We start from the raw sequence: 22,704 nt of genomic DNA, 5'->3' as shown, positions 1-22,704 counted from the left end.
AGAGAACAAACCTTGATACAATCAAATTTGCGCGATAAAAACACATATATCTTTCGACAACAAGGGTGGCCTTTGTTACCAAGAGTTTACCCGTTTTTTCCTCTTCTCAACATGAAAACCTCCTTTTCGAAAAAAGGAGGTTTTCACAAATATTTTATCCAAACCGGACAGGAACAAGTGATGGAATCAAATACTCCCCAACAATGCTCCACAGCAGTGCAATGATGATCAGCTCAACCAATAAAAATGCCCAGCCAGCATACATCAAATCTCCACGTACGGCTTCATGCTCCGATTGAATGGAACGAAAGAGCACTACAGCTATTAACTGGAGACCAAAAAACATCATTACAGATAACATGACGGTCACATATGGAATATTCAGCATGGCAAATACAAGCCAAAGGATGGATAAAAGAAGCACTGGCACAAGCGCTGCCCCAAATTTCATGATCACTTCTTTCAGCGATATGTTCCCTTTCAGCATGTACTTCCCAAGCACCCAAACCGTGAGCATCATCAATGTCAACAGGATGAGTGTAAAGACAGCTACCCTCAAAAAGGCGTCGCCAAAAGAATAATGAATACCAAAGCCTAATAAACGGGTCTTTGACGCCTTTAATTGAACATAGTTACCTAAAGCAAAAAACACGCTGAATAACACAATTGAAATCCAGGCGTACTTCATGCGCAGCGTTTCCGCTTGATTGATTGCTCGACTCGGTGATTTCAACATCGCCAGTCCATATGAGCCATAGCGCTTAAACGCGCCGCCTACGCCTTGCAGCATACGCTGAATGAAAGAACGCTCATCATCCGCTGCTGCCTTTGAAGTTCTTCCACGTTTTGCCGCGCTTCTGCTGAGGCGGGATTGTCTTGTTTCTTGATCTATTGATGGCTCTTCATTTTTTAATTCTGATGTACTTTGCTCTTGATCTTTCTCTAACATCTCATATCAACTCCTATCCAGCACAATCCTTACAGGCTCATACGAATGACCTGTTCGGATAACTCCTCTTAAAGTAGCGGAGTCTCTCTGTTCAGTCAAGACGCCTTGACTTTCATATGAATAGACGGATAAAAGGCAGCAGAGGTTTTAAAATGGCAAGAAAATAAGACAAAACAAAAAAACAGCAGCTTCCATAAGCTGCTGTTTTAGGCGAACAATTAATGATTTAAGAACGCAAAGTAAAGAATAAAGATGACAAACAATCCGTACATAATTGGATGCACTTCTTTTGCTTTTCCTTTAAAGATCATTGTAATCGGGTAGAAAATGAAACCAATCGCAATTCCTGTCGCAATGCTGTATGTGAGTGGCATCATAATCATCGTTAAGAAGGCTGGTACAGCAATTTCAAAACGATCCCAGGCAATTTTCGCTAGCGGAGCTACCATCAATGCACCGACAATGATTAAAGCAGGTGCTGTCACATTCGGTGTAACGATTGATAAAAGCGGCGAGAAGAACATCGCAAGCAAGAAAAAAATACCTGTCACGACCGCTGCAAATCCAGAACGAGCACCAGCAGCAACACCTGAGCTGGATTCAACATAAGACGTTGTCGTCGATGTTCCAAGGACAGAACCTACAACAATAGAAGAAGAATCCGCCAGAAGTGCTCTTCCTGCACGCGGCAGCTCATTATTTTTCATTAAACCAGCTTGGGTTGCAACAGCCACAAGCGTACCCGCTGTATCAAAGAACCCAACGAATAAGAACGTTAAAATCACGACAAGCATTTGAACCGAGAAAATGTCTGGCAAATGAATCAAGGCTTGCCCAAAGGTTGGAGACAAACTTGGAATACTTCCCACAATTTGCGTCGGCACTGGTACAAGACCAACAAGCATCCCTGCAATAGCGGTCACAAGCATCCCAATGAAGACACCTGCATTCACTCGAAGAACCATTAAAATAACGGTCACTACGATACCAAACACCGTCAACAGAACAGGACCACTATGAATGTTTCCAATCGAAACGAGTGTATTATCATTATTGGCGATAATGCCAGAGCCCTGCAGACCGACAAACGTAATGAACAAACCAATACCCGCACCAACCGCCAGCTTCAGCTCAGCCGGAATGGCATTGATGATTTTTTCACGGAAACCTGTTAAAGAAAGGGCAACAAAGATCAATCCTGAAACAAACACACCAGAAAGTGCTGCTTCCCATGTGATGCCCATGCCAAGAACAACCGAGAAGGCGAAGAAGGCATTCAATCCCATACCCGGTGCAATCGCGATCGGATACCTGGCGATCAATCCCATCAGGATACACCCTGCGGCAGAGGCTAATGCCGTAGCTGTAAAGACAGCCCCCTGGTCAATTCGTAATTTATCTGGAAAATCCGGTACTGCCACTAAAGCAAGTGTGACCGGATTGACAAACAAGATGTAAGCCATCGACAAAAATGTCGTTAAACCGCCGATGATCTCTCTGCGATAATTCGTTCCTAACTCATCAAACTGAAAAAACTGTTTCAAAGCCAACTGACTCCCTTCATGTCCTTTTGCTTTAGTCTGTCCCATTCACAAGTCAAATAAAAAACGCCCCAACAGTTTGGGACGCTTGACTACAATTGTGAATTCAGACCGTGACATCAAACAAGAACAATGCATGATTTATATCAAACGAGTGTGAATTGACGTAGTCAAGCCATTTACGGTAGCTTGGTAGAAACTTGCGGGCCATATCCCCGCGATTATACGACTTCTATCTATTTGATTTCTGTGTCTATTGTACCAACTTCATTTTTAAAACACAATACGAAAAGCGAACAATTTTCAAAGAAATGTCCGCTTCATTCGTCTTATTACACGAAATTGGAAAATCGCATCTAGTTCTTTATACACCCTTCTCTGAATTCCTCTCCTTTGCAAAAACCGCATCGGCTACATGGAAAAACTCTTTCACCGCAGGAGAAGCATGAGAGAGAGATGGACAGGCGAGCGCCACCTCACGATGATGCGACACATTCAGCTGACTAATCTGCACATGCTGCTGCGTTTTCAAAAATAGCTCGGGGCCTATCGTGACACCGAGTCCTTCCCCGACCATACGGGCAATGGTCGTACAATCATGCACCTCAAATAAAGTAGCTGGCTTGATTTGAGCCTCTGAAAAAATATCCTCTACATGCGATTGATACATACCGGTCGGCATAATAAACGCTTCATCCGCTAAATCTGTTATTTTTACAATGGGCTGCTGTTGAAATCGATGATTGGAGTGATAGGCGACCACCATCTCATCTTTGATGAGTGGCAGCAAATCAAAGGCATCATCCGCATTGCCTTTCACAACAAATCCAACATCAATGATGCCAGAATCCAGCCACTCCAATATTTCTTCATACGTCCCTTCATAAAACTTGAATTCAATCTTCGGATGCTTTTTCTGATAGCTCACAAGCAATTTCGGCAATAAACAAGCCGATGCACTGGCAAATGTCCCGATACGAATCAAGCCCGTTTCAATATTTTTCGTTAACGCAATTTCTTGCTGGATCTTCTCCACTCTATTTAACACTTCTCTTATATGCGGGAGAAGCGTTTGACCAATGTCCGTCAGCATAATTCCTTTTTTTCTGTCACGAATGAATAAAGAAACACCCCACTCCGCTTCTAAACTTGCCACAGCATGACTCACTGCGGACTGCGTCATATTTAATGCTTCAGCAGTGGCTGTAAAACTTCCTAGCTCAACCACTTTCGCAATAATGTCAAAACGAACAAAGCTCATGAGTATTTACTCATCTCCTTCATGAAAAACATCAATTTTACTTATGTTAGCACGGAATTTAAACTGAATACAACGTATCAAAATGAAGGAAGGGTTCAAAAATGAAAAACACATCTCACCAGCTATTGATTATTCTTTTAGCTGTCGGTTCATTTGTCACAGGCACTTCAGAATTCGTCGTGTCAGGCATTCTAGATATAATTGCTGCTGATTTACACATCTCCATTCCTGCTGCCGGGCAGCTTATCACCGTTTACTCTCTCTTTTATGCAGTAGGCGCTCTCTTTTTAGTCATGGCAACGTCAAAATTGAACCGAAAAAAGGTTCTGTTATCGGCTATTTTTGTGTTTATTTTAGGCAATGTGGTCGCCTTTTTTAGCCATCACTTTGTGCTGCTCCTGCTATCTCGGATCATCATGGCCATGAGTGGCGGCTTATATATTGTGGTCGCCACAAATTATGCAGCACAGATCGCCCCTCCAGAAAAAAAGGGAAGTGCGATGGCAACGGTCATTACTGGGTTTACAGTGTCACTTGTACTTGGTGTCCCTATTGGCACATTTCTATCGGGGCATGTGGATTGGCACTATATTTTTCTCATCATTGCACTAGGTACTGCTAGTCTTTTATTACTGCTTTATCAATTACTGCCACGCATGGAGGGACATTCACATCTGCCATTGAAGCAGCAATTACACATCCTTCAAGACCGCAGGGTGATCAGCGGCTTAGCCACAACCGCCTTTTGGATCTTAGGCTACACGATGGTATTCGCTTATATCTCCCCATTACTACGACAGACCGCCGGCTTTTCTCTTGAAATGACAAGTATCGCCTTACTCATTTTAGGAATAGCTGCTTTTATTGGCTCACGATTTGGCGGCTTCGCCGTTGATCAATGGGGGCCAAACCGAACCATCTCGATCAGCATCATGATCCAGATGTTCGCTCTCTTTACATTATTCTATACGCAATTCTCCGCTATCGGTGTCTTAATCACGCTTGCCATATGGGGCATTGCTACATGGACGACAACCCCAGCGAAGCAGTTTTACCTAATCTCTCTTAAACCCCAAGCATCAGAAACCGTGCTGAGCTTTAATACAGCGATTATGAATATCGGCATGATGCTTGGATCGTCAATGGGCGGCGTGATCATCCAATATACAAAGATCACATATTTGAGCTGGATTGGCGGTATAGCGAGCCTTGTTGCGTTGATGTTGATTTGTTATTCGTTCTATTTACACCACCGCCTCCAACGAAAGACACAGGAAAACCAATAGAACACATTTCAATTTTTGGTATGATGGAAGAAACTTATTAAAGGAATGTTCAGAACAAAACACATCGCATGGAGGCTAAACGAATGAACAAAATCACCTTTCCACCATCATTTCCAACGATACATACCGAAAGACTAATCTTAAAACAAGCAACGATCGCAGATGCTGAGGATATGCACATCTACTTATCAAATGAAACCGTGTGCCGCTATATGGGAATCAATGCTCATGAATCACTTGAAGACACAAAAGGAGAAATCAAGTGGTATGACAATATCTTCAAAGAACAAACAGGCATCCGGTGGGGCATTTCTTTAAAAGAAAACCCAGCCATCATTGGCAGCTGCGGCTTTCTCAATCTAGAAAAACAGCACCGCCGTACGGAAATTGGCTATGAATTACATCACGATCATTGGAGAAAAGGCATTATGAAGGAAGCGATTGCTGCGGTGTTACGATATGGATTTCAGGAGATGAATCTGAATCGAATTGAAGCCATTATCGATCCAGCAAATACGTCCTCTGTTCAATTACTGGAGAGCTTTAATTTTGTAAGAGAAGGTTTATTAAGAGAGTATGATCTTGGTCAAAATGGATTCGATGATGTGTATATATATTCGATTTTGAAGAGAGATTACGAATAAAACCCTAATGGACAGAGGAGAAACAAATGACGAATAACACGTGGATAGAAGACTGGTTTAAAAAGTGCGAAGAATTTGAAATAAAGCCTTGGGAATGGGATTTTAAACAAAGTTATGCCAAAAAATCGATAAAAACTACCTCACCAATTAAGCTCATGTTAGAGTATAAGATTGGTAAACTTAAAGAAATTGGAGTTTGTAACTCAACTAGAAAAACCGGTAGTAAAGCTGATTGCGATAAAGAACCTTCTTCAATTTATGATGTACTATGGAGTACAGATAAAGTGATCCGTGGTGAAACCATGAATTCATTTATCACAACTTTTAACCATAGTATCTTAAAATCATCTTATTCCGTTGAGGAATTTGAAAAGATCGGAATATTAATAGATAACTCCCTTACAAAGCAATATGCAAAATTAATTTCTCATGATTTTAATAAATTCGATTTGATTGCTGACAGAATAGAGGAGTTTAAAAAATTCGCTACTTTCACCCACTGCATTGGGAATTTCACTGTATTACCACATTGGATGAATTCGGGTCGTTATTTGTTTTCTCAAGATTATTGGGACATTACGATGTATTCACTATTTGAATTCTTTCAACCATTAGGCTGTTGGAAAATGTTCGTCGAGCGATATTTCCTTCAACCTTACGTGAACAATGATGAAGAATGGACAGTGAGTGAATTTTGGAAAGGTCATTTTGCAGGGATCGGAAATTACAATCAACTAAAACCTCAAAATGAACAAGAATTAAGTGAGTACCTACATAAAGTAAATCTTAGGATTGAAGAACGAGGCAAATGGATCATCAAAAAAATCTGTGAAGAATTGAAGTTACAACACTTCACATTTTATGATGAACTGAAAGATAGGCAAATTCGATTTTCCAACGAAATGATATAAACAATAATAAGCGAGCACAGGCCTCGCTTTTTTATTTTCTAAAAGGGATTCCCAAATACACAAAAATGGGATCATAACAAAAAGCTGATATCCTAAGCATCATATCAGCATCATGTTATCGAGCTTATTCATTCATGTAATCCTTTTTCAGCATGCTATATATTTCTAAATCAATAACTCCTTTGCCAGACCATAAAACAGCTTGTCTAAGCAGTCCTTCTTTGATAAAACCATTTTTCAAAAGAACTTTTTTTGATATCTCGTTTGCCGGCATGACCTCCGCTTGAATTCTGTTGATATCAACCTCTTCAAACAGAAATTTCACTAGTGTAGAGACAGCTTCTGTTGCGATGCCCTTGCCCCAATGATTCTCCGCCAAGAAATAACCAATCGTCACCGCATTCACTTTTTGATTGATGTCCATTGTTTCAATAATGCCAACTAGCGTATGAGGCTTGTCCTTTTGAAAGATTCCCCACTTCACTCTGCTTTTCTTAGTATAATCTCGCTCAAAATGACCGATCATCTTTTTTACCGTTTGGAGATGATGCTTAGGAATGATCCCACAATACCGGAAGACCTTATCATTGTCGTAAATTGCATATAATTCTTGTAAGTGGCTCTCATCAATTTTTTTAAATAATAGATTCTTTGATGCTAATACAGGAAAAGTCTCAAAAATGCTTTCCATTCTCATCTCATGACCCCCTTGGCTATCCCTCAATTGGAATATAGATTCTCATTTTCATATCATTTGGGTACGTCGAATGTAAGACATCTGTTATTTCAAAGTCTGGTCCATCCGCTCTTTCATAATTTGAATGTGGCAGCCAGCTTCCATAGATATACCTCCTGGTGTTTTGCACCAATTCATTGCTTCCACTCACTTTAAATGCTGCATATTTCCCCTCAGGAATGACCAATTGTACAAATCCTTCTTCTAATTCTATATTGGATTCCTCCACTTCTTCTTCAACAACAAACGAAAAACGGCCATCATCTTGAAAATGAGTAGATACACCGTAAGCCATATGAGGTGCTATTTTCTTAGGAATACGTTTATAATACTCCTTTTTTCCAAAATCAATATAAAACGATGGAATTTCAGTGAAATAATTCTCGTTATACAGATTCGTTCTATACTCGTAACCAATCATATAAACTTTGTTTAATTGAGTGATAACGGGTTTATTCATATTGAATTCACCTTCTAGCTTATATTGGTACTCCAAAAAGTTCATTTTGTGTTGTTGCTTTAACACAATCTCCTCTTTTCGATACCTACCAGGTGTCATACCAAAAAAATGTACAAAGGCACGAGTAAACGCTTCTTGAGAACCATACTGGAAAGTAACCGCTATATCTAAGACATTCTGTTTTGTTTCTTTCAGTAACCTAGCAGCTTCTGTAAGCCTTCTATTCCTGATATACTCTTGCACAGAAAAACCTGTAATGGCTTGAAAAAGACGCTGAAAATGAAACGTTGAAAAACAGGATTTCGAGGATATATCATTTATACTCATATCGTTTTGCAGATTCTTCTCAATAAACTCAATTGAATGTTGTATTCTCTCATAGTAATCCATTGTTTCTCCCCCCTATACCTTTATATTTTATAACTTACTCCCTCTTTTTTTTGATCATTTGTGCTAAATTGTTTTATTTGATAAAAAATCATCCACAAAACAAAGGGTAATCCAAGCTAATGGTTATATTGGTTGAAAATTTTCAGTGTTTTCACAATCATGATATGATCAATCGTGTTAGACAAGTAGACAAATCATTTCAGATATTTTCATGTAGAATAGCACGACCAAACAACCGAAAGGCGGTTTACACATGTCATGGCGTTTAGACAACGTTCACGAAAAAACGCTGCATTTCCTTATACTTTTTACAGACCCAGCAAACAAATAACCGATATATTAAAGACCTGAGATACGGTCAAATTAATCTTTTTAGGCGAGACTGAACAAGAGGAGCTTGAGGGTGAAAGAATGTGGGGGGAAATCTCTAAAAGACATGATGACGTCTTCAAAGGTCATCTAACAAATCAGCCTTACCACTTAAAAGGATTGAACATTGATCTCTTTCGAGAACAGTTTTTTCACAACTTCGTAACGCCTCTTTGAATCATCTTGCAGCATTTGAAAGAGGTCTCGCAGGAACCTTTTAGGTGAAGGTGTAATGATGTCAATTTACACGAATAATTTTCCAATGTAATCCTTTTTTCATTAGTGTTAAATACAGAAAAAGGAGTATGATTATATTTATGGAATCATACTCTTTTGTATTGTTAAAAATAGTAGAACCTAAAGGTTAAGTAAATCTTTTATCAAGAGTTTTTTTCTCCTCACTATATGCATTTACTCTAATCCTACATATTTTTTACTTTTCTGAAGAAGTTTGGATTCTCCTGTACGTTCCCATTCTTCTACTGTTTCATATGCACTTTCGGGAGAATACCCTTTTCCTACAAGAACGCCCATTAGAATAAATTCTTGGAGAATGTGTGTAGCATTTATTCCTTTTTTAACATCCTCTAACCCTTCGTTTACCAAAAATTCCGTGTGCTTTATCCATTCATCTGGAGTTCTGCCAAAAATAACTGTATTTTCATTGCCGTGACCGTCACCTTCTTCCGCAGCCACTGCATCTGCCTTTGTTACATGAATAGTACCAAACGGGTGGTTAGGAGGAGCATATATTGAATAAAGTTTAAGCGGAACATTACCTGTATTGGTTACATTGTGCCATGTTCCAGCAGGTATCAGTATTGCAGTATCATCATAGATATTTCTTCTAAAATTTAATTTATCTTTCCTTTTGCCCATTTGAACAATCCCCTGACCTTGTTCAACACGTAAGAATTGGTCAACGTTAGGGTGCATTTCCAAACCGATATCTTCGCCAGCATTGAGACTCATTAAGGTAACTTGCAAATGAGTTCCTGTCCATAAGGCGGTACGGTACGTATTGTTTTTCTTTGTAGCCTCATTGATATTAACGGCAAACGGTTCTGCTCCATAATCTTTTGATAAAATGCTTGCAGCATCATCATTGGAAAAACGAAAAGAACTGTTTGCATGTCCCTCAACAGGAATATTCCAATAAACAGACTGTCTATCATAGTTATTCATTGGTACATGAACATAATAAGGATATTGATATGGATACATATTTGGATAGTAATACATTTTTCTCAATCCCTTCACAGTTTATCAAATTATCCTATGCACTATGTTAGGTGAGTGTACTTAAATGCACCTGCTCCGAACATGGGAAAACACAAAAAGATAAGCCACGATCTTGACTCGCGGCTTATCCTAATGATGATGATCTTTTTCATTTTAAAATCATCTAGTAGTTCTGTAATTTCAGTCATAAAAAAGACCCTCCTTTTTTCACAAATAATGTGAATAAACGAGAGTCTCATTTTGAAAAAAGATTGCTGCGGATGAATAGTACCCTATCCACACACAAACTGTTCAAACCTTTGATACGACTGCTTTCTCATCACCTTTAATCATTCAATTCTTGGAAGTCTACTCCCACTCGATTGTAGCAGGCGGCTTACTCGTAATATCATACACCACACGGTTAATATGCTTCACTTCATTCACAATACGAGTTGATATCTTCTCAAGCACATCCCAAGGGATTCTTGCCCAGTCACTCGTCATACCATCAATAGACGTAACAGCACGGATGCCGATTGTGTAGTCATATGTTCTTGCGTCACCCATCACACCTACACTGCGGATGTCTGGAAGAACGGTGAAGTATTGCCAGATGTCGCGCTCTAGGCCGAAGTTCGCAATTTCTTCGCGAAGAATGGCATCAGATTCACGAACGATTTCTAGTTTTTCTTCAGAAATTTCACCTAATACACGGATACCTAGTCCTGGACCTGGGAATGGCTGTCTCCAGACGATGTCGTCAGGAATGCCAAGCTCTGAACCTAGGGCTCGGACTTCATCCTTGAATAGTGTATTCAAAGGCTCAATCAATTCGAACTGCATGTCTTCTGGAAGACCACCTACGTTGTGGTGAGATTTGATTGTTTGTGCCGTTGCTGTTCCGCTCTCAATGATATCTGTGTAAAGTGTTCCTTGTGCTAAGTAGTCAATTCCTTTTAGCTTGTCCGATTCATCATCGAATACATAGATGAATTCGTTACCGATGATTTTACGTTTTTGCTCAGGATCAGATACACCTTTTAGCTTGTTTAAGAAACGATCTTTCGCATCTACTTTAATCACGTTCATGTTGAAACCTTCGCTAAATGTCTTCATAACCCCTTCTGCTTCGCCTTTACGAAGAAGACCGTGGTCAACGAAGATACATGTCAGCTGATCACCGATTGCTTTGTGGATCAATACCGCTACAACAGATGAATCAACACCGCCGCTTAGTGCGCACAATACTTGTTTGTCGCCCACTGTTTCACGGATTTTTTGCATTTCGATTTCAATGAAGTTCTCCATTGACCATTTGCCATCACAATCACACACGCCGAAGACAAAGTTTTTCAATAGGTCGTTGCCGTACTCAGAGTGACGAACCTCTGGATGGAACTGTACGCCATAGAAGTTCTTCTCAGCAAAGCTCATCGCTGAGTTTGGACAATGTGCACTTGTTGCATCCACTGTAAAGCCTTCTGGCACTTCAACGACAAGGTCACCATGGCTCATCCAAACGACTTGGTCATTCGGAAGGTCTTTGAATAAAGCAGGTGTTCCGTTAATGTGGATATCTGCTTTCCCATATTCACGTTGGCTGGCCGCTTCTACTTTCCCGCCTAAATAGTGAGTCATGAGCTGCATGCCGTAGCAAATGCCTAGAACCGGAATGCCTAGATCAAAAATCTTTTCATCACAGCGGAAAGATCCTTCATCATACACACTGTTCGGTCCGCCAGAAAGGATGATTCCTTTAGGCGCCATTTCTTTAATTTCTTCAGCAGTTAAAGTGTGCGGATGAAGCTCACTGTACACACCAAATTCACGAATACGGCGTGTGATCAGCTGATTGTACTGACTGCCGAAATCGAGAACCAAAATCATTTCATTTACTAAATTTGTCATGGTGTCACCTCTATGTCCAATATAGTTTTTATAAACGCACAGAAAAAATGAGAGGAGAAAACCTGCTCTCAGTGTGAAATCACGCTTTTGAAGCGCCCAGACTCACATCCGAACGCTTCAATTTCATGTATTTTAGAAGGTTTTAATATTCACCTATTCTAACAACAGGAAGGTACGCGGTCAAGACTATCTCCTGTTTATTAAATTTTCCCATAACTTTGCGGATTGCCGCCAAAGCGCTGATGCATCTTCTCGTCGATAGAGCGCCCGCTCATAAAGCTGTGTCAGCTCTGACATGTGACGATCTCCATCCTTGCTATCCATCGCAGAAGCGAATTCTCTTAACGTCATGCCTGGCTTCTTCTCGATCCTTCTGCGCTTCAGCTGCTTTAATAGGGCAGCGTACGCATAGAAGAATGCCTCCTCATCTGGCAGACGTTTCACCTTCCGTACAATAAAGAATGGCACCCATCTTGCCCTGAATCGATAAAGCACCCAGCTGATGAACCCAAGAAGGACGACAGCACCTCCCGCATACCCCAAGATCGAACCAACATGCACCATACTTGGCTTTGTTTGAGCTGTTTGTTCCTTTGGCTCTGCCGGCTGCTCCTTCTCCTGCTGCGGCTGCTGATCTTCGCTTGCATCAGAACTAGGCTGATCTTCTTCTTCCTTTTGATCATCCGTTTGATCGCTAGCAGCGGTTTCATTTGTAAATGTCTCTGGGTTTGTAAACCCTTTTGTCGGTTCAAAGGTCACCCAGCCCCGGTTTGGAAAATAGACCTCTACCCATGAATGCGCATTGTTATTGGTCACTTCATACACATTGTTTCCATCCATCTGTGTTTCATATAACTGACCAGACGTATACCCTTTTACCCATCTCGCCGGAATACCGATCGAACGAAGCATCACAATCATAGAGGTTGAAAAATTATCACAGTAGCCAATCATCGTATCAAATAAAAATTGATCCACATAATCTTCATTCCGTCCAGGCACGGCGACATTTTGCGTTTCATATGAAAACTTCGCAGATCCTAAGTAATCCTCAATCGCTTTTGCCTTGTCATACATATTCTCCTTTGTTTCCGTTAAGCTGTTTGCCAATGTTTTCACACGATCTGGCAATGAGGAAGGGAGCTGCAAGTATTCACGGCCGACCTGTTGATTCACCTGCTTCTTAGTCGGCACTTTGATCCGCTGTAAGTCCTCAAGGATAAATGTAGGTGATAAGAAGCTGACTTGATAGTTCCCTAAATTTTTGGGCGGGTTTTGAATAGACGGTACAATTTTTTCCGTCTTGCCCATCATTTGCAGCGGGATGTTTTCCATTGGCATCAGTGTGATCGTGCCAATTGGATAGACGGCGTGATTAAATCGATAATCCGATTCCATATCGACTCTCGTTTCATGAACCTCTGTTTTCACACGCTCGGTAAACCACCGATTCGGAACATCATCATTCTTTAGCCGAGTAGGCTTCGTATCATTTGACGCATCCTCCCAGCCCTTGCCGGTGTAGATGCTTTTTGTTTCGACACGAAAGTAAGACGGCTCCTTCCCGCTCCATTTAAAGATCGGTGTGCGGTCCTCACTAAACGGTCCGCCAAGCGACGAATCATCTGCACTATATCCCACCTTATTCTGCCCGGCAGAACCATCTTGATTCGTCACCGCCTTAAAAAACGGGACAGGATCAGGCCATTTCGGATCAGCCTTTGGCAAAGAAGCGCCGAGTGTCGCTGATAGAAGAACAAGCGCCAGCATGGGCAAAAACCACTTTAGACGCGCCTTCTGTGACACCCGAATGCCTTCAGCCGAACGCAGTCGATCGAAATACAGCAACCCAAGCAAACAAAAACCAAACACCATAATGCGAACGATCGCAAAGGCAGCATCATATGGCGTAAACGTATCCAGAATCGTGACATATACAATCGTCATGAGTAAAAAGAAAAAGATACGCTGCTGATAGACCACCCAATAATGAAGCAAGTAGACAAGCAGCCATAGCAAAATATAAAACAATAATGTGCGGAAGGAGGGATACATGTTACTCCACATGCCTGTGCTCATGAAGGTGATATTATCTTTAATATCAGCAAATAATGCAGCCGGATAGCTTGGCTCTGCTTGATAAAAGATCAAATATAAGGCGAGCAAAATCAAGCCCGTACAAATAGGAAACGTCACATACCACTTCAAACGAAAGAATGTAAACAAACATGTAAGCCCTATAAAAATGATGAAATAAGACGTATGACTCGTCTCTGTAAAATCTTGAAGCGGTCGAAGCCACTCCCAAAGCAGCAGAAATGCTACAGCATAATAGATGAACAACTCAAAACGGCTTTGCCGCTGATGAGTATGCAGCATAAATGTTTGTCACCTCACAGTTCTTTCGTGCAGCCGGTCTTCAAATAAAACGGTCGTGCGTATTCCAGATGCCTTAAGCCGGTCTACAAGCTGTTTCTCTTTTGTCGTGAATCGATCCACGGCTCTCTTCACTAAAAGAACAGTGATGTTCTTTCTATTTCGATTTCCAAAGAGACTTGCAGCAAGCTCCTCATGCAGCTGACCCGTAATGACATATTTTCCGGTGTACTGGTACTCACTAGCTGTTAACGGTTTATATTCTAGTGCGCGAGAAGGCTGATGCTGCACTCTTGTTAAATAATAAAGCATGTCCTGCAAATGAAGTTCTCCCTGGTCCACTCGAAATGCATGTTGATCTCCAAAAGGAACGAGACCTGCCGGCACCCCTTTTTTCACAGCCGTTTGGAGAACAGAGGCTGCAATAGACACGACGGTTTCAAAAACGGCTTCATCTGTAAAATCGGCAAACACCACAAGATCCTTTGTCTGATTCTGTTCAAACTCCTTCGTCATCAACTGACCTCTTCTGGCCGTCGTCTTCCAATCCACCCAAGCAAAACGGTCTCCTTGCTGGTATTCCCGCACGCCTGTTGTCACATTGGTCGGTTCATTTAACCAAGAGTGAACGGCTTTGCCTCCATTTTCATTCACTGAATCAGCAGACTCCACCGGAAGATCTAGCATTTTTGGATAGATAAGGAGCTTTTTCTCTAACGGAAGGATCACTTCTTTTTCAACAAAACCAAACATATCACCCGTTTTGATTCTGACTGCTGTCAAATGGTGCTCCCCCCGCACGATATCATTCAATTGATAAGAAAATCGCCACGTTTTCCGAAACCATGGAAACAGCATTTGCTTCATTTCAATCTGTTCCTGCAAGTGAAAAGTGTATGGCGGATCATCCTCGATAATAACGTAAACGTATGGAAATGGATTCGTCCGCTTGATTTCAAGGTCAACCGAAAGCACATCCCCAGCCTTCAACCGGGTGTGCCGCAATGTCCTTTTGGCTGTCGCGCGAAGCGGAACGACCGCAAACAGCAAAGCATACAAAGTATATGGTAAAAATGCATAAAAAAGGAACCAGCTCACAAAGCCGCCCTGAAACATGGCATAACAAAAGGCTGCCACAGTGAGGATGATGAGCATGATCACCCGTAACCATAATGAAACAGCTAAACGGTCTTGTGACTTCATTGAGTCATCGACTTTTGAACTGGTACGCCAATTTGCTCAAGCAGCTGTCGCAGCAGTGTCTCAGCCTTCTTCCCTTCATACGTCGCTTCTGACGTCAAAATCATTCGATGCGGCCATGTATAAGGCGCTAAATACTGTACATCATCTGGAATCACATAATCCCGCTGATTCAAAAGCGCATACGCCTGAGCCGCTTTCATGAGTGCAATCGATCCCCTTGGACTAACGCCTAAATAAACAGATGGGTGATGACGCGTCGCTTGGGCGATTTCGACAATATATTCTTTAATAGATGCATCCACATGCACTTTCTGAACGGCTTGCTGCAAAGCATGGATATGCTCCTTCGCCATCACAGCCTGGAGCGTATCGATCGGAGATTGCTTCTCCTGCAAGTTGAGCACTTCTAGCTCCTCCAGCATGGTCGGATACCCCATCTGCAGCTTGAATAAAAACCGGTCCATTTGCGCTTCTGGCAGTGGATAGGTTCCTTCATATTCCACCGGGTTTTGCGTGGCCATGACAAAGAAAGGATCCGCAAGCGGCATCGTTTCTCCGTCCACTGTGACACTGCCCTCTTCCATCGCTTCAAGCAGTGCTGATTGTGTTTTAGGAGAGGTCCGATTGATCTCATCCGCCAAAATAATCTGCCCCATAATCGGTCCTTGCCTGAATTCAAATTCATTTGTCTTTTTATTATAAATCGACACACCTGTCACATCTGAAGGCAAAAGGTCAGGGGTGAATTGGATTCGCTTGAACTCACAGCCAATTGATTTTGCCAAAGCACGAACCATCATCGTCTTCCCAACGCCAGGCACATCCTCTAATAACACATGCCCCTTCGCCAAAATCGCCACAAGGCTTAATATCGCAATGTCTTTTTTCCCAACCATGACTTTATTGATGTTATCTAAGATTTTTTGTACATCTGAATGCATTGGTTCATCAAATGCCATCCTGATCCTCCTATCACGTTTCCGCAATTTTCATATAGTCTAACTTTACCATACAACGCGCGTTTGCATAAAACATCAGCACGTCAGAAAAAGAAAGGAAGCCTTCTCACGATGGAAAAGACTTCTTCTCTTCTTTAGGCGCACTTGCTGGCTCCATATGAACATGAGAATGTAAAATATCATGTTCTTTTTTCATTCTACGTTCGATTTCATCTGCAATATCATGGCTTTCTGCAATGTTCAAATGCGGCTCTACCTCAACGACTACATCCACATGGACCGTGCTTCCAAGATAACGGGCCTTAATATCTTTCAAATCGCCCACTCCTGGTGTCTCCTTAATGGTCTCTTTATATTTTGACATATCTTTTATATGAAAACCGTCAGTTAACGAATGAGAGGCATCTCTGAAAATCTCCCACGCCGTTTTACAAATAATTAAGCCAATAACAAACGCAGCAAGCGTATCAATCCATGCCAGCTGAAATTGGGAGGCGATGATCCCTATAAATGTCCCGATGCTCACGTACGCATCTGATTTATTATCAGCAGCTGCCGCATGAAGTGCCTGGCTATTGATTCGTTTGGACAAATTGCGGTTGTATATATACACACCGTACATCACAACAGCACTTCCTGCTGCCGTCCAAGCCGCAATCATATCAGGCGTTTGATGCTCAGATGAGAAAAGCGACTGGCCTGCACTCAGCAGAACCTGAAACCCAACAAGCATCATAATAAAGGAAGCGACAAGTGACGCAATATTTTCTGCTCTAAAATGACCATATGGATGATCTTCATCAGGCGGCTTCTGAGAAATACGCAGCCCAATCAATACAGCAAGAGATGCAATAATATCTGTCGTATTATTCAATCCATCTGCCGAAAGAGCTTCTGAATGAAACACATATCCAATGATGAGTTTCACCGCAGATAAGATCACATAGGCAATGATGCTGACCCAAGCACCTGTTTCACCTTGTCTTAATTCGTTATAGCGCTCCATGTCGAACAGAGCCTCCTCACACATCACTTTTCTATTATTTATCTTACAAAGCAAAGCCCGTGTGGGTCTACAGCAACATGATTCGCTTGCGTCAGCAAAATAGGGTACATAGAAATGTGTTGACCTAAGCAAACTTATTTTTATAAGGTCAATTGACCTCAAGACCTACTCCTATCAACCTTTTTCCAACACACTCCGACATTTGCATATAAGCATAATCACCCTTTCGATTAATTGTCGGAATATTTTTATTTCATGACACAACTTCCCCCTCTTCTCTCTTATACTATTTTTAAGAATGAGCAGAGGAAAAAGAGGGAACATAATCTCTCAAATCCTTTATACTTTTTAACATCATGTTAAGAGGTTTGAAATGTCAGTTTGATAACCTGTCCAATGCTGAATGACAATTCAGTATGATAAAATTTAAAATATTCTAAAAACAAATTCTCTATCGAAGAGAAGTGTTTGGAGGTAAAGAAATGTCCAACATGACAAACGGTCTTCAAAAAAACCTTAAGACAAGACATATTTCAATGATCTCCATTGCCGGGGTCATTGGGGCAGGGCTATTTGTTGGTAGCGGCGCTGTCATTCATTCTGCAGGGCCTGGATCCATTCTTTCCTATTCATTTGCCGGACTTCTGGTGATCTTTATTATGAGAATGCTTGGAGAAATGGCGTGTGCCTATCCGACAAGCGGTTCTTTCTCACAATATGCAAGCGACGCCATCGGCCCATGGGCTGGTTTTACAATCGGCTGGCTTTACTGGTTCTTCTGGGTAATCGTCATCGCCATCGAGGCCATTGCCGGTGCTGCCATTATTCAATATTGGTATGCAGATGCACCTGTTTGGCTCACAAGTCTTATCCTCACAATCCTCTTAACATTAACAAATATCTTTTCTGTTAAATCTTTTGGCGAATTTGAATATTGGTTTTCATTAATTAAAGTCGTCAGCATTATTCTATTTCTCCTCATTGGTTTTGCATTTATCTTTGGTTTTGGCGGTCATCATACTGCAGGTCTTGCGAATTTAACGGGGAACGGCGGTTTCCTTCCAAACGGATTCAGCTCTGTTTTACTCGGGATCGTCGTCGTCATCTTTTCCTTCATGGGAACCGAAATTGTGGCAATTGCGGCCGGCGAATCAGCAGACCCTGTCAAATCTGTTACAACAGCTACTCGTTCTGTTGTATGGCGTATTATCATCTTCTACGTCGGATCGATCGCTGTCGTTGTCACCTTGCTTCCATGGGATTCAGCGAGTATTTTAACAAGCCCGTTCGTTGCGGTATTAGAATACATCGGCGTCCCATCTGCCGCTCAGGTGATGAACGTCATTGTCTTAACAGCTGTTCTATCTTGTTTAAACTCCGGCTTGTACACAACGTCCAGAATGCTTTATTCATTAGCGGAAAGAGGCGAAGCGCCAAAACGCTTTATGAAAATCAGCAAGCGTGGTGTTCCTGTAGCGGCTACAGTCGCAGGGACCTTCTTTTCCTATATTGCCGTCATGATGAACTACTTTTATCCTGAAACCATCTTTTTGTTCCTTGTCAATGCATCAGGTGCTATCGCACTTCTTGTCTACTTGGTCATTGCCGTTTCGCAATTAAGAATGCGTCGTAAACTCGAAAAAGAAAATCCAGAACAACTCAAAATCAAAATGTGGCTGTTCCCATACCTCACGTACTTTACCATTTTGGTCATTTGTGCAATTTTGGCCTCTATGCTGTTTATCGAATCGATGAGACCACAGCTCATTTTGACGAGTATCATTACCTTTGGTGTGCTAGCCGCTTATTTTATCTTTAAACCGAATAAAAAAGTGCCTGCAAATGCGGCGCTTGAAAATAAACACCCTTAATTCTCCCGCTGAAAAGCGGGTTTTTTATTTTATTCACCTATTTTAATGTCCGCACTTATAATGTATCAAATTGGATTTGAAGTGAGGATTAGTGAACATGAACCTAGAAAAATTTATTGACGAGCTGCCCATTCCAGAAGTCGCGAAGCCCGTCAAAAAGAACCCAAGACAAACGTATTATGAAATCGCCATGGAGGAAGTGTTCTTAAAAGTTCATAGAGACCTGCCCCCAACTAAGCTATGGACCTATAATGGCAGTTTGCCTGGTCCAACCATTAAAGCAAATCGAAATGAAAAGGTTAAAGTAAAATGGATGAACAAATTGCCGCTTAAGCATTTTCTGCCGGTCGATCACACCATTCACGAAGGCCATCATGACGAACCAGAAGTCAAAACCGTCGTTCATTTACATGGCGGGGTCACACCAGCAAGCAGTGACGGTTATCCAGAGGCTTGGTTTTCACGAGACTTTGAAGCGACAGGCCCCTTCTTTGAACGGCAGATTTACGAATACCCAAATCATCAGCAAGCATGCACATTGTGGTATCACGATCATGCAATGGCATTAACACGATTAAATGTATACGCCGGCTTAGCTGGGTTTTACTTAATCTCAGATGCGTTTGAAAAGTCGTTAGAATTACCGAAAGATGAGTATGACATTCCTTTAATGATCATGGACCGTACGTTTCAGGAGGATGGCGCACTGTTTTATCCAAGCAGACCAAACAACACACCGGAGGACAGTGACATTCCAGATCCCTCCATCGTCCCCTTTTTTTGCGGGGAAACGATTTTGGTTAATGGAAAGGTATGGCCGTATTTAGAAGTAGAGCCACGAAAATACCGTTTTCGCATGTTAAATGCGTCCAATACAAGAACTTACGAGCTGCATTTAGACAACGATGCCACGATCTTGCAAATTGGATCTGATGGCGGCTTTTTGCCAAGACCTGTTCATCACAAGTCCTTTAGCATTGCACCTGCTGAACGTTTCGATGTCATCATCGACTTTTCAGCTTATGAAAACAAAACAATTATTCTAAAAAATAAAGCAGGCTGCGGCCAAGAAGTGAATCCAGAAACAGATGCGAACATTATGCAGTTTAAAGTCACACGTCCACTAAAAGGGAGAGCACCTAAATCATTACGTCCAATCTTCAAACCGCTGCCACCGCTTCGGCCAAGTCGAGCTGATAAAGAACGTACGCTCACACTTAGCGGCACGCAGGATAAATATGGTCGCCCTATTTTATTACTAGATAACCAATTTTGGAATGATCCCGTTACTGAAAACCCCCGACTTGGCAGTGTAGAGGTTTGGTCCATCGTCAACCCAACAAGGGGCACACACCCCATTCATTTACACCTTGTTCAATTCAGGGTGATAGACAGGAGACCATTTGATACAGAAATCTATCAGTCGACTGGAGAAATCGTGTATACAGGACCAAATGAAGCACCTCCTTTACATGAACAAGGCTACAAGGACACCATTCAGGCGCATGCCGGTGAAGTCATTCGAATCATCGCACGCTTTGTCCCATACAGCGGACGGTATGTGTGGCATTGTCATATTTTAGAGCACGAAGATTATGACATGATGCGGCCGATGGATATCATTCGGTAAAAATGAAACCATTCTTCCTTCACATGCTTAGAAATATGCATTAAGTAGATGATCGCGAAGGGCTAACGGACATTGTTACATTAGCCCTTTATTTCCTTTTCATTGATTCATTAGAAAATAGAACAATGTATCGCGTGAATTGGCATTTATTTGTACATGCAACACTTAAAAAGTTGACGCAGCAAGCCGATAGTACTACTATATACCCATTACATCTATCAAAAGGCACATAAGGAACATTGAACAAACAAATGGAAAATTGCGATAAAAAACGGAGGAGTTCAATTTGAATGAAGAAAAAGAGACTTGCCAGATCAAACAAGAAACAGCGGCAGGTAACATGGAGAAGCTTTCAATTCATGAAAATGAGAGCATTCGGTCAAACATTGAACAACTAACAATTGAACTCGGTGAACAAAAAGAATTCAATCACTTCATATTAGATGATAAACAGAAGGCAATCAGCACATTATCTGCCCTCATCACAAAAGGCAATTGTGATGAAGAACTAAAGGCTCATTTTGAACAAGCATTACATATCGGTCTCTCTGTCATAGAGATCATGGAGATTATTAAGCACTGTACAAAGGTTGCTGGATTTCCTCATTCCATTAATGCCCTGTTTATTTTTCAAAACTTACTAGACGAAAACACCAAACAAATAAGATAAAACGAGAAGCCATCTGTCCTCTCGTTTTTTTATTTCCATTCATTTTACTGTCTTTCTTCTCCTCTGTCACACCAGCAAAATACGAAAATGCCCCTCGTTTTTCTTTTTAAAAAACGACTTTCATTTCATGAATTCACATATTCTCCGGCATATCAAATGACAAAATAAAAAAACGTCCAGTTATATAAAATAACTGAACGCATCCTTCATCGATTAACAGTGAAATTGTTAATGATTCCGCCATCCTTCTCCCAAGCGGTTTCTACCGTTTTCTTCTTAATATCATATTCAAAAATGGTCCTTACCTTCGCCTTTCTTCCAGTGTCATCCTTTAATTCCTTAGCGTTCTTTGCAACACCTAAGAAATAAACAGATGTCCCATCCATAGAAAATTGCGGCTGTGCAGCACTTAAAATATGAACATCCTGGCTGTTTTTAACGAGTGTCGTCGTTTTCCCCGTTTCTACATCAAGCATCTTAATAGAGGATATTTCTTTTTCGTTTCGAACCTTCACCTCTGTATAAATCAATTTCTTGTGATCTGGTGAAAATGAAATATCATTGATCGTTTGTGAGATCCGTGCAATACGTTTTCCCTTCTCATCTGTTTGAAGGGTGATCTTCATGGTCGTTGGTTCAGGATCCGTCCCTTTTTCATTCGCTTCATCGGTCTTCTGATAATCTTCTTTTAATGAATAATGCTGGACAGCCAAAAGGTTTGAAGTCGGATCATAGGCAAAAGAACTCACCGTATCATCCTTGCTTTTTTCTGGATACAACATCTTCACCTTGTGTTTTTTCAAATCAAAAGAAGCGACATAAAATTGTTCCCCAGAATCCTTGTTATACCTTAGAAATAACTGCTTTCCATCACCAGACAGCCTCATACTGTCGATTGAATCGTCACTAGTAAACAGCGTTTTTTCTTGATCATTTTTCACATTCAATTCCCGAATACTCACTTTTTGCGTGTCTTCATCCGTATACGTGTAATATAAAAGTTGTTTCGTAGAATCATATGCAATCGAAGGATAGGCTGTCAGTTTTTCCGTATGGAGCGCCCGATCGTGCAGGTAATATGTATTGTTTAGCTGCCGATCTGTAAATGAAACAAGCAATTCGTCTTTTGCGTCTTGATTCGTTTTGACTTTCCCCACATGTTTCGCCTCTTGATCCGGCTTCATCATGAAGAAAATGACTGCCGCAATCACTGCGACTCCAATGACCGTGATGATCCACCATGTTGATTTTTTCATTGCCTTTCAGACCCTCTCTACAAGAAAAGAAGCCAGAAAATGAACTTTTCCCGC

Annotated in this window: 18 protein-coding genes and 1 riboswitch; of the genes, 6 read left to right on the top strand and 12 right to left on the bottom strand. The window is 41.3% G+C overall.

All coding sequences use genetic code 11. The features are described from left to right. Window positions 1-154: 154 nt before the first annotated feature. The 3 genes from NPA43_RS03120 to NPA43_RS03110 form a co-directional block, all read right to left on the bottom strand. On the bottom strand, window positions 155-949 hold the full coding sequence (locus NPA43_RS03120; RefSeq protein ID WP_249705244.1) for a DUF6574 domain-containing protein: 795 nt from the start codon (window positions 947-949) through the stop codon (window positions 155-157). A 218-nt stretch (window positions 950-1,167) separates the two neighbouring features. Further along, entirely contained in the window at window positions 1,168-2,493 is a 1,326-nt protein-coding gene (locus tag NPA43_RS03115; protein ID WP_099727435.1) for an NCS2 family permease, read from the bottom strand. 144 nt (window positions 2,494-2,637) lie between these two features. After that, window positions 2,638-2,739: riboswitch (purine riboswitch) on the bottom strand. A 115-nt stretch (window positions 2,740-2,854) separates the two neighbouring features. After that, the gene (locus NPA43_RS03110; protein ID WP_099727401.1) at window positions 2,855-3,751 is read right to left on the bottom strand and encodes a LysR family transcriptional regulator; all 897 of its coding nucleotides are present in this window, start codon (window positions 3,749-3,751) and stop codon (window positions 2,855-2,857) included. 101 nt (window positions 3,752-3,852) lie between these two features. Between NPA43_RS03110 and NPA43_RS03105 the strand changes: the two genes are divergently transcribed. The 3 genes from NPA43_RS03105 to NPA43_RS03095 all read left to right on the top strand — a co-directional run bounded on the left by NPA43_RS03105 (window position 3,853) and on the right by NPA43_RS03095 (window position 6,592). Further along, window positions 3,853-5,037: an MFS transporter gene (locus tag NPA43_RS03105; RefSeq protein ID WP_256499352.1), complete on the top strand. Its 1,185-nt coding sequence runs from the start codon at window positions 3,853-3,855 to the stop codon at window positions 5,035-5,037. A gap of 83 nt (window positions 5,038-5,120) precedes the next feature. After that, window positions 5,121-5,681 (top strand): GNAT family N-acetyltransferase, encoded by a 561-nt coding sequence (locus NPA43_RS03100; RefSeq protein WP_099727403.1) that lies wholly within the window; start codon window positions 5,121-5,123, stop codon window positions 5,679-5,681. Between the two features lie 26 nt (window positions 5,682-5,707). Next, on the top strand, window positions 5,708-6,592 hold the full coding sequence (locus NPA43_RS03095; RefSeq protein WP_256499351.1) for a hypothetical protein: 885 nt from the start codon (window positions 5,708-5,710) through the stop codon (window positions 6,590-6,592). Window positions 6,593-6,716: 124 nt separating this feature from the next. Here the strand turns inward: NPA43_RS03095 and NPA43_RS03090 are convergent, their stop codons facing one another. The 8 genes from NPA43_RS03090 to NPA43_RS03055 all read right to left on the bottom strand — a co-directional run bounded on the left by NPA43_RS03090 (window position 6,717) and on the right by NPA43_RS03055 (window position 17,223). Continuing rightward, complete coding sequence (locus NPA43_RS03090) at window positions 6,717-7,289, bottom strand: GNAT family N-acetyltransferase (protein WP_256499350.1); 573 nt, start codon at window positions 7,287-7,289, stop codon at window positions 6,717-6,719. A gap of 16 nt (window positions 7,290-7,305) precedes the next feature. Beyond that, window positions 7,306-8,178: an AraC family transcriptional regulator gene (locus NPA43_RS03085; RefSeq protein ID WP_256499349.1), complete on the bottom strand. Its 873-nt coding sequence runs from the start codon at window positions 8,176-8,178 to the stop codon at window positions 7,306-7,308. 780 nt (window positions 8,179-8,958) lie between these two features. Further along, the gene (locus NPA43_RS03080) at window positions 8,959-9,789 is read right to left on the bottom strand and encodes a cupin domain-containing protein (protein ID WP_256499348.1); all 831 of its coding nucleotides are present in this window, start codon (window positions 9,787-9,789) and stop codon (window positions 8,959-8,961) included. A gap of 348 nt (window positions 9,790-10,137) precedes the next feature. Continuing rightward, on the bottom strand, window positions 10,138-11,679 hold the full coding sequence (gene guaA / locus NPA43_RS03075; protein ID WP_249705239.1) for a glutamine-hydrolyzing GMP synthase: 1,542 nt from the start codon (window positions 11,677-11,679) through the stop codon (window positions 10,138-10,140). A 186-nt stretch (window positions 11,680-11,865) separates the two neighbouring features. Beyond that, window positions 11,866-14,058: a transglutaminase TgpA family protein gene (locus NPA43_RS03070; RefSeq protein WP_256499347.1), complete on the bottom strand. Its 2,193-nt coding sequence runs from the start codon at window positions 14,056-14,058 to the stop codon at window positions 11,866-11,868. Between the two features lie 9 nt (window positions 14,059-14,067). Continuing rightward, on the bottom strand, window positions 14,068-15,258 hold the full coding sequence (locus NPA43_RS03065; protein WP_099727409.1) for a DUF58 domain-containing protein: 1,191 nt from the start codon (window positions 15,256-15,258) through the stop codon (window positions 14,068-14,070). Beyond that, window positions 15,255-16,217 carry an AAA family ATPase gene (locus tag NPA43_RS03060; RefSeq protein WP_230031500.1) on the bottom strand — a complete coding sequence of 321 codons (963 nt, stop codon included), beginning with the start codon at window positions 16,215-16,217 and terminating at the stop codon, window positions 15,255-15,257. The genes NPA43_RS03065 and NPA43_RS03060 overlap by 4 nt, the downstream gene beginning before the upstream one ends. A gap of 106 nt (window positions 16,218-16,323) precedes the next feature. Next, window positions 16,324-17,223, bottom strand: coding sequence for a cation diffusion facilitator family transporter (locus tag NPA43_RS03055; RefSeq protein WP_249705236.1), 900 nt, complete (start codon window positions 17,221-17,223; stop codon window positions 16,324-16,326). 482 nt (window positions 17,224-17,705) lie between these two features. On the opposite strand from NPA43_RS03055, the gene gabP reads away from it, so the two are divergent. The 3 genes from gabP to NPA43_RS03040 all read left to right on the top strand — a co-directional run bounded on the left by gabP (window position 17,706) and on the right by NPA43_RS03040 (window position 21,394). After that, a complete protein-coding gene (gabP, locus tag NPA43_RS03050; protein WP_099727412.1) occupies window positions 17,706-19,094 on the top strand; it encodes a GABA permease in 1,389 nt (462 codons plus the stop codon). Between the two features lie 97 nt (window positions 19,095-19,191). Beyond that, window positions 19,192-20,724 carry a multicopper oxidase family protein gene (locus tag NPA43_RS03045; RefSeq protein ID WP_256499346.1) on the top strand — a complete coding sequence of 511 codons (1,533 nt, stop codon included), beginning with the start codon at window positions 19,192-19,194 and terminating at the stop codon, window positions 20,722-20,724. A 286-nt stretch (window positions 20,725-21,010) separates the two neighbouring features. Continuing rightward, complete coding sequence (locus NPA43_RS03040; RefSeq protein WP_099727414.1) at window positions 21,011-21,394, top strand: carboxymuconolactone decarboxylase family protein; 384 nt, start codon at window positions 21,011-21,013, stop codon at window positions 21,392-21,394. A 206-nt stretch (window positions 21,395-21,600) separates the two neighbouring features. Here NPA43_RS03040 and NPA43_RS03035 read toward each other — a convergent pair whose 3' ends face one another. Beyond that, on the bottom strand, window positions 21,601-22,650 hold the full coding sequence (locus tag NPA43_RS03035) for a hypothetical protein (protein WP_256499345.1): 1,050 nt from the start codon (window positions 22,648-22,650) through the stop codon (window positions 21,601-21,603). Window positions 22,651-22,704: the final 54 nt, after the last annotated feature.

The sequence above is a fragment of the Bacillus pumilus genome, assembly GCF_024498355.1.
Taxonomy (GTDB): domain Bacteria; phylum Bacillota; class Bacilli; order Bacillales; family Bacillaceae; genus Bacillus; species Bacillus pumilus_P.
Note: the sequence above shows the minus strand (reverse complement) of the source record. Positions and strands in the feature narration are given on the sequence as shown.